Source organism: Microbacterium sp. SORGH_AS_0862 (genome assembly GCF_030818795.1).
Classification (GTDB): Bacteria; Actinomycetota; Actinomycetes; order Actinomycetales; family Microbacteriaceae; genus Microbacterium.
This window is the reverse complement of the sequence record NZ_JAUTAY010000001.1, coordinates 1,247,842-1,260,818: the sequence shown is the minus strand read 5'-3', so window position 1 is coordinate 1,260,818 and position 12,977 is coordinate 1,247,842. Positions and strand designations below refer to the sequence as shown.

The window sequence follows — 12,977 nt, the reverse complement described above, 5'->3', positions numbered from 1 at the left end:
CTCCCGCCGTCATGCCGCTGTCACGTCGTCCCCGCCGCTGTCACCGCGCTGTCACGCCGCTAGCGCCTCCCGCGAGACTGCATTTCCGTCACGAGATCACGGGTAATGACAGTGATCTCGTGCTCCGAATGCAGTCTCGCGGGGGAGGGGAGGGGAGGGGGAGAGGGAGCGTGGGAGAGGGGGGATGCGCCGGCGTAGGGTGGCGGGATGGACCCGGACTGGACCCCGCACCGCCGCGACGACGGCGAACTGCTCGGCTGGATCCGGCCGGAGGGATCCGGCTGGGTCGCCGTCGACCTCCTCGGCCACGACATGACCGAGGCGATCGAGTGGCTCGACGCGGAGGAAGCCCTCGAAGCGCGCGGGCTCGGCTGGCTCGCCGACAAGTGGATGCTGGAACGCGAGGGCGCAGCGCCTCTGGCGGTGCGACTCGTGGAGGTGACGCCGGAGCGCATCGTGGTCAAGAGCGAGGACTTCGGCGCGATCGACGCGCCGCTTCGCACCTACGAGCTCGGTTGGCCGGCGCCGGCCGCGCTCCGCCCCCGTGTGCCCGGGGACACACCGCTCATTTTCTGACCACGCGGCGGCAGCACCGCGATGGCGACGCCGATCAGCAGCACGGCGCCGCCGACGAGCTCGGCGGGTGCGGGCGTCTCACCGAGCGCGAGCCATGCCGCCGCGATACCCACCGGCGGCACCAGCATCGTGAACGGGACGACGGCGGATGCGGTATGCCGGGCCAGCAGGGTGTTCCAGATGCCGTAGCCCACCAGGCTCGCCAGCCACGCCGTGTAGGCGGTGGACAGCAGCTGCGCCGGGCCGAGGTGGGTGAGCGCGGTGCCGACCGCATCCGGTCCGTCGAGCGCGACGGCGAGCAGCACCATCGGCACGGGGACGACGAGCGCCGACCAGACGGTGACCGAGAGACCCCCGAGCGCGCCTCCCCGGCCCGCGCCGCCGAGCCGGCGTGCGATGACGTTGCCGATCGCCCACGAAGCGGCCGCCGCGAGGGTGACCAGCAGGGCGAGTGCGGGGGTGGCCGCATCCCGCCCGGCGGCGACGATCCCGACTCCGGCGGCGCCGACGACCACGCCGACGACCTGCGCCCGACGGGGAGCTTCGCGCAGGGCCAGCGCGGCGAAGACGATCGTGAAGGCCACCTGAGCCTGCAGCACGAGGGAGGCGAGTCCCGGCGGCATCCCCATCGCCAGGGCCGTGTACAGCAGGCCGAACTGGCCGAGGCTCATGAAGAGCCCGATGAGCAGGACGTCCCGCATCCGACCGCGCGGCCGCGGGACGAAGAAGATCGCGGGCACGAGGACGGCCGCGAAGCGCAGTGCGACGAACAGTGCGGGCGGCATGCCGTCGAGCCCCGCGTCGATGACGACGAAGTTCACGCCCCAGATCACGGCGACGAGGGTGGCGAGGAGAGAGGAGCGAAGGGGCACCCGCCCATCGTGACCGAGTGCCTTCGTGCAGCACCAGCGCACAGTTCTGCACGGATCCGTGAAGCCTGGTGATACGGTCGACGCCATGATCGATCTGGCCGCCGTGGATGCGCTGCTCGCTCTCGCCCGCACCGGCACGGTCCACGCCGCGGCGGCCGAGCTCGACTACACGCCGTCCGCGGTGTCGCAGCAGATCAAGCGGCTCGAGCGCGACCTCGGGGCCCGACTCATCGATCGGCAGGGGCGGGGTGTGGTGCTCACGGCGGCGGGGCGTCGCCTGGTGGAGGAGGGGGCGCAGCTGCGGACCCAGGTGGAGCAGCTGCGGTCGCGGCTGCACGACGCCGGCGCCCGGCCCACGGGCACGTTGCGTCTCGGGGTGTTCTCGACCGCTGTGCGCGGCGTCGTCCCCGGCCTCGTGACACGAGCCGCGGCGGAGGCGCCTGACCTCCGCCTGACCGTCACGGAGATCGACCCGTGGGATGCGGTCGCGGCGGTCACCGCCGGCACGCTGGATCTCGCGATCGTGCACCACTGGGAGGGCGTCACGCTCACGCTGCCGCCGAGCGTGCGCAGCGCCGAGTTCCTCCGCGACACGGCGGACCTGCTCGTCCACCGGGACGACCCGCTCGCGTCGAGGGATGCGGTGAGCCCCGCCGACGTGCGCGATCGCGTGTGGTCCAGCACCCCCGACGGGACCATCTGCTACGAGTGGTTCTGCCACATGTTCCGCGGCGAGCCGCATCCGCCGCGCATCGACTTCTGGTGCTTGGAGTTCGCCTCGCAGATCGAACTCGTCGCCCACGGGCTCGCGGTCGCGCTGGTGCCGAAACTGGGGCGCGGGCGGCTCCCGGACGACGTCGTCGCGGTGCCGGTGCGCGACCCCGAACCGACGCGTCCTGTCGCCCTGGTGTGGCGCGCCAGCATGACCGACTCGCCCGCGGTGCGGCTCATTCGCGAGCTCCTGCCCGCATCCTGAGCCTGCCCGCGTCGCCGCCCTCCCCCTCTCCACGCCCGCGAGACTGCATCTCCGCCACGAGATCACGGGTAATGACAGTGATCTCGTGCGGGAAATGCAGTCTCGCGGGAAAAGTGCTGCGCGGAAATGGAGTGCCGCGAGGGCGACGCCGAGGGCTCAGTGGGTCGAGGGGGAGAAAGCGAGCTGGGCGGAGAGCAGACCCTGCTCGCGGCTCACGATCTGCGCGCGACCCGGTGCCGCAGGAGCGGCCTTGACGCGACCGATCAGCGGGCCCTCCTCCGGGTTTCCGCCGAGCAGGATGCCGGTGACACCCAGATCGGTGAAGCGCTGGATGATCGGGTCGTAGGCTGCGCGGCTCGCACCGCCGGTGCGTCGGGTCAGGATCACGTGCAGGCCCAGGTCGCCGGCTTGCGCCAGCAGCGGCTGCAGCACGGCGAGAGGGTTGCCCTGGCTCGTCGCGACGAGGTCGTAGTCGTCGACCAGCACGAAGCCCTCGGCGCCCTTCCACCAGCTGCGCTCCCGCAACTGTTCGGGGGTCACGTCCGGCCCGGGGATGCGGCTCGAGAAGAACTGGGCGAGCTCGGCGAGACCGCTCGTGGCGGGCTCGTGCGAGGTGAGGTAGGCGCCCAGGTACTCCTGCGGGATCTCACCGAGCAGCGAGCGACGGTAGTCGACCGCGAAGATCTTCGCCTCGGTCGGACCGTACTTGCGCATGATCTCCTGCGCGATGCCCCGCAGGAACGACGACTTGCCCATACCCGAGTCTCCGTAGAGGAACAGGTGGGCTTCCTTGCGGGGGTCGATGCCGAAGGGCGCGAGCTGCGCTTCATCGACGCCGAGCAGGATGCGGGCGTCGTCCGGCGTGGTCTGCGCGCGCACCTCGTCGAGGGTGATCATCTCCGGCAGCAGCCGCAGCTTCGGACCCGCCGGGCCCTGCCAGGCGGCGCCCACGCGGGCGACCATGTCGTCGACGCCGTCGACGAGGGCCGCCACATCCGAGGATCCGTCGATACGCGGCAGCGCGGCGAGCATCTGCAGACGCTTGGCGCTGAGGCCTCGCCCGGGCTGGCCGGCGGGCACGTTGGCCGCCTGCTTGCGGTCGATCTCGGAGTCCGTCGGGTCTCCCAGGCGCAGCTCGAGGCGGGTCTGGATCAGGTCCTTGAGGCTCGCACGGATCTCGAGCCAGCGGTTGGCTGTCACGATCACGTGCACGCCGAAGCTGAGGCCTCGTGCCGCGATGGTCTGCACGCGCGTCTCGAGCGCCTCGTAGTCGGCACGTAGCGTCGCCCAGCCGTCGACCACGAGGAACACGTCGCCGTAGCCGTCGTCGACGACGCCCTGGCTACGGCGCAGGCGGTAGGTGTCGATCGAGTCGATGCCGTTCTGGCGGAAGTAGCGCTCGCGGTCGTCGATGATCGACTCCACCTCCGCGACCGTGCGGCGGATGGCCTCCGCCTCGGTGCGCGTGGCGACGCCGGCGACGTGCGGATGGCGCTGCAGACCCGTGAAGGTACCGCCGCCGAAGTCGAGCACGTAGAACTGCAGCTCCAGCGGTGTCGCCGTCAGCGCGAGGGCCGAGACGAGCGTGCGCGCCAGCGTCGACTTGCCGCTCAGCGGGCTTCCGACGATCGCGACGTGACCGGCCGCGCCGCCGAGCGAGACCACGAGATTCTCGCGGCGCTGTTCCAGCGGAACGTCGACGATCCCGAGCGGGACCGTGAGGGCGCCGGCCGCACGCCAGGCGGGGGAGTGGAGCCCCATCCGCGGGTCGACGACCAGGTCGGGCATGAGCTCGTCCAGCGACGAGGGCTCCTCGAGCGGCGGCAGCCACACCTGGTGGGCGGCGGGGCCGCGACCCTTCATCCGCTCGACCGCGATCTGGAAGGTGGAGCGCTCCTCGACCGGCTGCGACACGATGTCGCGCGAGGTGTCGACGGGCTCCTCGATGAGCTCGAGCGGCTGAGGTGCAGCGGTGAAGACCTCGATGCGCGCGGCCTCACCGGATGTGTCGGCCGACTCGCTGGAGCGCCCCCCGGTGAGTTTCGTCTTGGGCGTTCCCGAGACGTAGGCGGCGCGGAACTGCACGAGGTTGTCGGTGTCGGCCTTGAGGTAACCCACCCCGGGTTCCTGCGGCAGGGTGTACGCGTCGGGGGTTCCGATGATCGTGCGCGACTCGGCGGCCGAGAAGGTGCGCAGACCGATGCGGTACGAAAGGTAGGTGTCGAGGCCGCGGAGCTTGCCCTCCTCCAGACGTTGCGACGCCAGCAGCAGGTGCACCTGAAGCGATCGGCCGACGCGGCCGATGTTGATGAAGCTCTCGACGAACTCCGGCTTCGCCGCCAGGAGCTCGCTGAACTCGTCGGCCACGATCAGCAGTGCCGGAAGCGGCGCGAGGTCGGTACGCCCGCCGCGGCGGGCCTTCTCGTAGTCCGACACGTTGGCGAAGTTGCCGGCGGCGCGCAGCAGTTCCTGGCGGCGCACGATCTCACCCTGCAGGGCGTCCTGGAAGCGGTCGACGAGGGCGAGCTCGCTGCCGAGGTTGGTGATGATCGCCGAGACGTGGGGCATCCCCGCCATGCCGGCGAAGGTCGCGCCACCCTTGAAGTCGACGAGCACGAAGTTCAGCTGCTCGGGCGAATGCGTCAGCGCGAGGGCGAGCACGAGCGTGCGCAGCACCTCGGACTTACCGGAACCCGTGGCGCCGATCATCACGCCGTGCGGACCCATACCCTGCTGGGCGGCTTCCTTGAGGTCGAGCACGAGCGGGGCGCCGGTGGTGTCCTGACCGATCGGGACGCGGAGGCGGTCGCGTTCCAGGCGTCCTGACCAGGTGCGGTCGAAGTCGATCTCGCGCACGTCGGGCATGCCGAGCAGCTCGACGAGCTCGCGCTGACCCTGCTGGGCGCCGGGCGTCTCGGCGAGCGCCGCCGGGTTCGAGTAGAGCGGCATGAGCCGACGCGCGGTGGCCTCGGCCACGGCGATCGAGGTCGTGTCGGGGGTGAAGGTGCGCGATCCCGAGACCACGTCGATGAGCTCGGCGTGACGGTCGGATGCGGCCGCCTCCGGCATGACGATGCGGAGGACGTCCGGGTTCTCGAGCTCGCCCCAGCGTCCGGGGAGCTCCACGACGGTCACGCCCAGCATCCCGTCGCCGCCGACGACGGGGTCGCCCATCGGCAGCTGCACGCCGTCGACCACGAGGACCACGTGCGGGCCGGCGCCGCCGCCGCGGGCGAAGCGCGCACGTTCGCGGAGTCCTGCAGGCAGAAGGTCTTCGAGGTCGTCCAGCGACGAGGCGATCATGCGGGCGGGGCCCAGCTTGTCGCTGGAGCGCGACGACAGCGCGTGCGGCAGCCACTTGGCCCACTCCCACGCGGGCAGCTGGTCGGGACCGGCGAGGATCGCGACGACGACGTCCTCGGGATCCTGCAGGGTCGCGGCGCCCACGACCATGGCGCGGGCGAGGGAGCGCACCGCATTCTCGTCGGGGCCGACGATCTCGATGCGCGCGTAGTCGGTCAGAGTCACGCCGAGGGGCAGATCCGGCTGGATCTCGTGCGTGAGCATGAAGCGGTGGGCCGCGGATGCGGCGACCGGGTCGAGCTGGGCGAGCGGCGGAAGGTCGGGGGCTTCGAGCGAGATGCACAACGGCTGATCGCACGCGCCGATGCGCGTGAGCAGGAAGTTCTCGTCCCCGGGCTGGCGCTCCCAGACGCGGGTGCGCTCCTCGGCGATGAACGGCAGTGCCGAGGGGGACGGTGTCACCCACGCGCCGTGGCGGCGCTGCTTGCGGGCGGCCGTGCGGACGGTCTCACGGAGATCGCTGAGATAGGCGAGGTACTCGCGGCGGTTGCCGAGCACCTGGGCGTTGCGCTGCGCGCGCTGGCGCCATCCGTTGACGGCGACGAAGCCGAGGGAGGACAGCAGGAACATGCCGCCGGTGATGAAGCCGGTCGGGCCCGCGTTGGAGATCGTCACCATGACGATCGCGCCCACACTGCCGAGCATCGGCAGCAGGGAGGTGAGCATGCTGCTGCCGCCCTCGTTCGGAACCAGCTCCGGCGGCGGCTGCACGACGATGCGACCACTCGGCACGGACGGCGGGGCCAGGCGTGGTCCCTTGCTCACGAAGCGGCTCCGATCAGTCGGCTGACGGTGAAGATGCGGTTCCCGATCCGGATGCGGGTGTCGTCGTCGACGAAGGTGCGCGCGTGGGGCGCGAGCGGCACCACCTGGCCGTCATCCTCGATGAGCTCGGTCCCGTTGGTCGAACCCGTGTCGGTGACCCACAGGCCCGCGTGATCGAACTCGAGGCGCAGGTGGGTCTTGGAGACGCTGGAGTCGGGGTCCGTCACCGTCACCAGCAGATCGGTCTGCTCGGTCTGCTCGGGGCTGCGGCCGAGGTTGACGGCGACGGGCAGCGGCAGGCGGGCGCGCTGACCGGTGTCGAAGATCAGCAGCAGCTCACCGGTGGGGCGCTCGCCCGACTCGGGCTGGTCGACGACCGGCACCGCGGCTGCGGGGCCCGCCCAGCCGGCGACCGCTGCGGCCGGAGCGGGAACCTCGGGAGCCGCGCCGGCGGCGACCGGTGCCGCGGGCGGCTCGGCGGGTGCCGGTGGGGCGATCGGTCCCCGAGCCCTGCCGGATTCGACGGGTGCGGGCGACCAGGGGCGCGCGATGACGGTCGGGGAGGGGACGGCGACGATCTCGTCGGCGGAGCGCCGTCTGCTCCGCCGCTCGGCCGCGGGGCGGCGGGGAACGGCGACGACGACGGTCTGCGCGGCGCGGTCGGCCCAGGAGCGGCGCAGGCCCGAACGGTCGGCGGATGCGGACCCCTCGACGACCCATGCTCCGGCGCCGAACACGAGCGAGCCGATCCCGACCAGCAGACCGCGCACGAAGCTCCGCCCCGCGCCGGGTGAGTACGGGGCGTCCAGGCGTGCGACGCGCAGCCCGAGCAGGGCTTTCCCGGGGCCGGACCCGGTGCGCGCTTGCAGGATCCACAGAGCCAGGATCGCCTCGGCGCCCACGAGCAGGCCGAAGACGGCCGACCCGCTCACGAGGGACACGGTGACGCTCAGCGCGACGACGATGGCGACGTCGATCGTGAAGGCGGCGAGTCGTGCTCCGACTCCGGCGGGTTCGCCCGTGAACTGCGGCGGCAGACTCATGCGCCCATCATTCCACGCAGGATATCGATGGTATCGGCGGCGAGCAGGCCGGCGGGGAGAGACAACGCGATCGCGATCCATTCGATGACGTCCCCGAACCGCGACCAACGCAGAGACTGCGCGCCGCGGCTCGTGGGGATGATGACCAGCGCGGCGATGGCGCCGACGGCCAGGAGGATGCCTGCCAGTACGGTCAGCAGCATGGCGTTCGCCTCACGGGTCGCGGTCAGCACCATGACGACGGCCACCGCGCCCGCGGCGAGCCGCGGCAACCACCGCAGCAGCGGGACCGAGAAGCGGCGAGCGCCCAGCAGGAGTGCCAAGACGACCGTGATCGCCAGGGCGATGCGCCCCGAGAGCACGAGCGGGTCGAAATCGTCCATGCCCGGCAGCGCGAAGGGGGCACTGAGAGCCACGGCGAGCGTCAGCACGAACGTCCCGGCGACGAGACGCCCGGTCGAGCGCGCCACGAGGTCGCGGGCGTCGGCGGCGCCGATGGAGTGGATCTCCTCGGGCAGCTGCTGGCGCACGCTCCATCGCGTGGTCTGGTAGCGCTCGTAGTCGATGAAGATGCCGGGCGGAACGTCCACGAGGGTGGCCAGCAGGATGCGCAGCGCCACGGGCGCAAGACCCAGCGTGAGGGCCGTGGGCGCAGCCAGGGGCAGCGAGAGGATGAGCGAGAAACCCCACACCCCGGCCAGTACGAGCAGCAGCGTCGTGGCGGCCGACAGCCGCGCGTGCAGCCCCGCGGGGCGTCCGACGAGCGCCAGCATTCCCGCCAGCACCGCTGCCGAGAGCAGGCCGACGAACACCTGCAGTGTGGAGGTTGCGGCGGGGAACGCGGGCACGATGCCGGCACCCGCGGCGAAGGCCAGTGTCAGGACCGCGACGAGAGCCGCATCGGTGCCGTTCGCGACACCCGTCGTCCGCACGGCGAGCGCCATTCCGGCGGTGACGGCGAAGACACCCATGGCGACCGCCAGCGGAAGACGCAGTGACTCGCGGACGGCGTCGGGGGCGATGAGTGAGAACACCGCGAGCACGAGAGCGATGCCGCCCAGCACCCACCAGGCTCCGGGCGCCTCGCCACGCGAGGGGTCGCGGCGTCTGCGACGGTCGTGCTTCACCTTCTGAGACAGGTCGACGAGCGCGAGCACGGTGCCGTCGCTGAGGTCGTCGACCCGCAGCAGCGGGCTCACCTCGCGGCCGTCGAGCTCGAGCAGGACGTCGCGGCCGACCTTCTGCCGGATTCCGATACTCGCGAGGGCATCGGCGATGCTGGCCGCCGGAGGGATGAGCAGATCGTGCCGCGCCGCCCCGTCGACGATGGCGATCCGACGGCGTTCCTCGGTGTCGGCGGGCGTCGTCACTGCCGCCCCCCAGCCGCGGTGTCTCGCCGCAGCGCCCCGTGTGCGCCTGCCATCGTCGTGCCGCCCCCACTTCTCACGTCTCGACAGCGTAACGTCCGGTGTCGCCCTGCGACGCCCGCGCGCGGATTCTCCACAGAACCGCTACGATTCCGCGCCCGCATCGATCAGGCGCTCAGCGCCGCCGCGGCGATCGCCCGGGTGGCCTCGACATCGCGCATCCACAGGGGCGCGACGACCGGCCGGATGCCGAGAGCCTCCACGGATGCGGCGGATGCCGCGTCTTCCTCCGCCAGCAGCCACGCATCGAGCACGCCGCCGGCACTGCGGCCGCGGTAGTGGGCGGCCACCGCCGCGGCGGAGGTCTCGACGCCGATCGCGGTGAGGCAGACGTCGGCCATGCCGCGCACGACGCGTCCGCCGATGATGGGAGAGACGCCGACGATGCGTGCCGAGGTCGCGGCCAGTGCCTCGCGGATGCCGGGGACGGCGAGCACGGGCCCGATCGAGACCACGGGGTTGGAGGGGGCGAGCACGACGACATCGGCCTGCGCGATGGCTTCGACAACCCCCGGCGCGGGAGCGGCCGCATCCATCCCCGGGTTCTCGAAGGCACGGGGTGCGAGGGTGGCGCGGTGGCGCGTCCACCATTCCTGGAAGTGGAGTCGGCCGCCGTCTTCGAGGAGCACATGGGTGTCGACCTCGGCGTCGGTCATCGGCAGCAGACGCACCCCGAGCGGCCACCGCTCCGACAGCCGAGCCACCACCTCGGACACCGTCGCGCCCTCGCGCAGCCAGCCGGTGCGTGCGAGGTGCGTCCCGAGATCCAGGTCGCCGAGGGTGAACCACGGCCAGCCGGCCCCCCACGCCTGCAGCTCGGCGTTGACCCGCTCGCTGTCGCCGGCGCGACCCCAGCCGCGGACCATGTCGTTCTGGCCGGCGAGGCGGTAGAGCACGGAGTCGATGTCCGGCTGCAGGCGCACGCCCGACAGCCACAGGTCGTCGCCGGTGTTGACGACGATCGTCGCGGGGCCTGCGCCGCGGCGGCCCAGCTCCTCCCGCATCCCTTCGCTGAACGTGGATCCGCCCACGCCGCCCGCGATGACGACGACGCGGGGCTGCTCGTTCTGTGCCATCCGACAAGTCTTCCAGAGCCGGTGACGCGGCGACGCTGCCCACATGCTGTTCGGGAGGAAGACCCGCGAGGCCGAGGCCGAACTCCGCAGGCTCTTCCCGCCGGATCGGGCGGGGCCGCTGTGCGGCCACGTAGCGCGACAGTGGCGAGCACGCCCGCCTCGGGCGGCTCCGTCGAATCGTGGCCCAGCCCATAGGTGCCCCAGAACCTGTCACGTACCCGACCGGGCGCGGTTACGCTGAGCGCATGCTGCCGTTCGGTTCCAAACGTCGTGAGGCGGATGCCGCCGCACGACGGGCCACGCGTCCGGAGTTCGAGGCTCGCGGGTGGCACTGGGAGGACGCCGCGCCGCCCCCGTCGATCGAGATCGCGGAGGCCGCCTTCCGCGCCACCCCGGCGAAGGAGATCTGGCCGACGGGGATGAGCGAAGTGGTCACCGGTCAGGCGCACGGTCACGACGTCACGGTCGCACGCCTGGTCGGCTATCTGCAGCGTCGCGGCAACAAGGGCAACGCGTGGGGTGACCGTTACGAGACGAACCTGATCTGGATGCGGCTGCCCGCGTCGTTGCCCGAGATCCGTTTCGGGGATCAGTCGCTGCGTGCCCGCGACGACTACGGCATCAAGCTGCCGCCGATCCCGCCCCTCGGCCCGGTCTGGCCGAGCACGCGCTGGAGCGTGGAGGGCTTCATCCCCGCCTTTGCGCAGGACCTGCTCACTCACGAGTTCGTGGCAGCCCTCGAAGCCGCCCCCGAGAGATCGCCGGTCGTGATCCGGGCGGGCGTCATCCTCACCTACGGCGCCGAAGCGCTCGACGCCGCCTCCGTCGACACCCGAATCACCCTGCTCGCCCGCCTCGTGGACGCCGTGCCCGCTGCTGCGTGGGGCCGGGCCGATGCTCTCGTCGCGGGCACGGGCGTCTTTCCTATCGTCATGAAGGACGGTGCGGCGCTCCGACTCGACGATCGGCTGATCGCGCGCGACTGGAAGGGCTACGGTCTACAGAAGGTCGACTGGCGGGACACGCCGACGGCCGAGGGCATGGTCTCGTTGAAGCTGGGCGAGGCTCGCGACGTGTGGGACGACGAACCGCCGAATGCCGCGCCCACCGGGCTGACCGTCCGGTTCGGTCGCACCCTGCTGGCGGGCGGACCGATCGACCGCGGCATCCCGACCGTGAAGTCGACGCTTCATCAACAGTGATGTCCAGCCCCCTGCGTGCGCGCACGCCGTTTGCCATGATGGTGTGCGTCCGTATCCTTCGTCATGACCAGGGAGTCGCGAATGTCTGATCACATCACCATCGACTTCGACCGGGTCGCGCAGTCGGTACAGGCGATCCAGCAGTCGTCGGCGGAGATTCGCAGAGTGCTCGACGAGATGGACGCACAACTCTCGCACCTCGACTCGGCGTGGCAGGGTCGCGCGTATCAGGCATACGTCGGGATGCGGGTGCACTGGGAAGCCCAGATGCGTGCCATGCAGCGCCAGCTCGACGCGTACGCGCGGGTGATGGAAGAGGCCGGCGGCGCCTTCGCCGAACAGGAGCGCTCGCTGGCCCGCTCGTTCTGATCTGCGGCCTCAGCGCTCGCGGATCTCCGACCCGTCGTCGTCCAACGAGGCGATCGGTGCGGCGAGACCGGCCCGGATCTCTGCGAGCATGGCGGAGCCGACCGCGCCACCATCGGCCTCGACGACGCTCTCGGCAGCGGCTTCCTCCAGGTTCAGAAGGGCCTGACGCAGCGTCGAGGTCAACAGCCGCGAGAGTCCGGCGGCCCCGAGGTCCAGTCCCCGCTGCTGGATGCGAACATCCTCCAGCAGCCCGGATGAGGCCACTCGCACGGTGACCTCTCCGCGAAGTGACGTGGCGGATGCGCCGCCACGAGCGGCCAACGACTCCTGCACCCGCTCCGCGGCGGCACCCTGCTCGACGGCACGGGCGTACTGGGCCTGATGGTCGGCGACCAGACGCCGGACGTCTTCGGGAACCCCGCTGAAATCGACAGAAGGATCCAGCATCACTTCTCTCCGTTGTTGTTCTCGGCCGACGTGCGTACGGCATCGACGATTCCCGGCAGATTGACGGTGATCTCCAGCGGTTCGGCGGCGCTGAGCACCTGAGAGATCGCCTTGCCGTTGATCTCGAACTCGTGCTGGAACATCGTCAGCTTGTCGACGATGTCGCTGATCTTCTTCATGACCTCCTGGATCTTCTCGACCCACTTGGCCACCTGAGGCACCCGCGTAGCGATCTTGCTGGAGCACTGCGCGACGACGGCGGGGAGGCCGACGCCCACCGTCGCCATGGCGATGACGACCGCTTGGATCAGCTGGCCGACGAGGTCGGAGATGATGGACTTCACGATCTCGTAGACGATCTCCACGATCATCGCGGCATTGCGCAGACCGTTCGCGACGCCGTGGCTCGCCTGTGCGACCGACTCGACGATCTGCGTGAGCCCCTCTGCCAACTTCGCGTAGGCATCGGCCGCGACGCCGGTCCAGCTCGCCAGGAGCGCCTGCACTGCGGGGCCCCGTGCGCTGGCCACCTCCTCCAGGGCGCCCCCCAGGTTGTCCCACGTCTCGCCCAACGCGCGCACCATCTCGGGGCTGCCGGTGAGCAGCTCGAGTGCTTGATGGAGTGGCGGCATGTAGTCGAGCAGGAACGATGCGCAGGAAGAGGCGAGGGTCGCGATGGGGTTCACCATCATGTCCACCACGTCCAGTGCGGTGCCGGCGACGTCGAGGATCCCACCGCCGATGTCCCCGCTGCCGAAGCTCTCCGCGGCGGATGCGATGTTGCCCGCGACGGGGACGGCGTCGAGCACGGCGGCGCCGCTGACTCCCTCATAGGACGGTGCGACGAACAGGTCTGCCATC

General features: G+C 71.2%; 11 protein-coding genes. 4 read left to right on the top strand and 7 right to left on the bottom strand.

Going from position 1 to position 12,977, the window contains the following annotated elements; genetic code table 11:
• The first annotated feature begins 207 nt into the window (after nucleotides 1-207).
• On the top strand, nucleotides 208-576 hold the full coding sequence (locus QE377_RS05820; RefSeq protein WP_307320503.1) for a hypothetical protein: 369 nt from the start codon (nucleotides 208-210) through the stop codon (nucleotides 574-576).
• On the opposite strand, the gene QE377_RS05815 is transcribed toward QE377_RS05820, so the two are convergent.
• Entirely contained in the window at nucleotides 504-1,448 is a 945-nt protein-coding gene (locus QE377_RS05815) for an EamA family transporter (protein WP_307320500.1), read from the bottom strand. The genes QE377_RS05820 and QE377_RS05815 overlap by 73 nt on opposite strands.
• Nucleotides 1,449-1,533: 85 nt before the next feature.
• On the opposite strand from QE377_RS05815, the gene QE377_RS05810 reads away from it, so the two are divergent.
• The gene (locus QE377_RS05810; protein ID WP_307320497.1) at nucleotides 1,534-2,424 is read left to right on the top strand and encodes a LysR family transcriptional regulator; all 891 of its coding nucleotides are present in this window, start codon (nucleotides 1,534-1,536) and stop codon (nucleotides 2,422-2,424) included.
• Between the two features lie 156 nt (nucleotides 2,425-2,580).
• Here the strand turns inward: QE377_RS05810 and eccCa are convergent, their stop codons facing one another.
• The 4 genes from eccCa to cofD all read right to left on the bottom strand — a co-directional run bounded on the left by eccCa (nucleotide 2,581) and on the right by cofD (nucleotide 10,098).
• On the bottom strand, nucleotides 2,581-6,552 hold the full coding sequence (gene eccCa / locus QE377_RS05805) for a type VII secretion protein EccCa (protein WP_307320494.1): 3,972 nt from the start codon (nucleotides 6,550-6,552) through the stop codon (nucleotides 2,581-2,583).
• Nucleotides 6,549-7,595: an RDD family protein gene (locus QE377_RS05800; protein ID WP_307320491.1), complete on the bottom strand. Its 1,047-nt coding sequence runs from the start codon at nucleotides 7,593-7,595 to the stop codon at nucleotides 6,549-6,551. Before QE377_RS05800 ends, eccCa begins: the two co-directional genes overlap by 4 nt.
• Complete coding sequence (locus QE377_RS05795) at nucleotides 7,592-8,965, bottom strand: hypothetical protein (RefSeq protein ID WP_307320488.1); 1,374 nt, start codon at nucleotides 8,963-8,965, stop codon at nucleotides 7,592-7,594. The genes QE377_RS05800 and QE377_RS05795 overlap by 4 nt, the downstream gene beginning before the upstream one ends.
• Nucleotides 8,966-9,129: 164 nt before the next feature.
• Nucleotides 9,130-10,098 (bottom strand): 2-phospho-L-lactate transferase, encoded by a 969-nt coding sequence (cofD, locus tag QE377_RS05790; protein ID WP_307320485.1) that lies wholly within the window; start codon nucleotides 10,096-10,098, stop codon nucleotides 9,130-9,132.
• Between the two features lie 245 nt (nucleotides 10,099-10,343).
• Between cofD and QE377_RS05785 the strand changes: the two genes are divergently transcribed.
• Together QE377_RS05785 and QE377_RS05780 are read left to right on the top strand one after the other, a co-directional pair.
• Nucleotides 10,344-11,300, top strand: coding sequence for a hypothetical protein (locus QE377_RS05785; protein ID WP_307320482.1), 957 nt, complete (start codon nucleotides 10,344-10,346; stop codon nucleotides 11,298-11,300).
• An 81-nt stretch (nucleotides 11,301-11,381) separates the two neighbouring features.
• On the top strand, nucleotides 11,382-11,669 hold the full coding sequence (locus tag QE377_RS05780; protein ID WP_307320479.1) for a WXG100 family type VII secretion target: 288 nt from the start codon (nucleotides 11,382-11,384) through the stop codon (nucleotides 11,667-11,669).
• A 9-nt stretch (nucleotides 11,670-11,678) separates the two neighbouring features.
• On the opposite strand, the gene QE377_RS05775 is transcribed toward QE377_RS05780, so the two are convergent.
• Nucleotides 11,679-12,116 carry a YbaB/EbfC family nucleoid-associated protein gene (locus QE377_RS05775; protein WP_307320476.1) on the bottom strand — a complete coding sequence of 146 codons (438 nt, stop codon included), beginning with the start codon at nucleotides 12,114-12,116 and terminating at the stop codon, nucleotides 11,679-11,681.
• Nucleotides 12,116-12,976, bottom strand: a complete 861-nt coding sequence (locus tag QE377_RS05770; RefSeq protein WP_307320473.1) for a WXG100 family type VII secretion target — start codon at nucleotides 12,974-12,976, stop codon at nucleotides 12,116-12,118. The genes QE377_RS05775 and QE377_RS05770 overlap by 1 nt, the downstream gene beginning before the upstream one ends.
• Nucleotide 12,977 lies beyond the last annotated feature (1 nt).

What these genes read in the sequence shown, in the direction of transcription:
- QE377_RS05800 (WP_307320491.1), bottom strand. Translation starts at nt 7,595, where the DNA reads ATGAGTCTGCCGCCGCAGTTCACGGGCGAACCCGCCGGAGTCGGAGCA.
- QE377_RS05775 (WP_307320476.1), bottom strand. Translation starts at nt 12,116, where the DNA reads ATGCTGGATCCTTCTGTCGATTTCAGCGGGGTTCCCGAAGACGTCCGG.
- QE377_RS05770 (WP_307320473.1), bottom strand. Translation starts at nt 12,976, where the DNA reads ATGGCAGACCTGTTCGTCGCACCGTCCTATGAGGGAGTCAGCGGCGCC.
- QE377_RS05810 (WP_307320497.1), top strand. Translation starts at nt 1,534, where the DNA reads ATGATCGATCTGGCCGCCGTGGATGCGCTGCTCGCTCTCGCCCGCACC.
- QE377_RS05780 (WP_307320479.1), top strand. Translation starts at nt 11,382, where the DNA reads ATGTCTGATCACATCACCATCGACTTCGACCGGGTCGCGCAGTCGGTA.
- QE377_RS05785 (WP_307320482.1), top strand. Translation starts at nt 10,344, where the DNA reads ATGCTGCCGTTCGGTTCCAAACGTCGTGAGGCGGATGCCGCCGCACGA.
- cofD (WP_307320485.1), bottom strand. Translation starts at nt 10,098, where the DNA reads ATGGCACAGAACGAGCAGCCCCGCGTCGTCGTCATCGCGGGCGGCGTG.
- QE377_RS05820 (WP_307320503.1), top strand. Translation starts at nt 208, where the DNA reads ATGGACCCGGACTGGACCCCGCACCGCCGCGACGACGGCGAACTGCTC.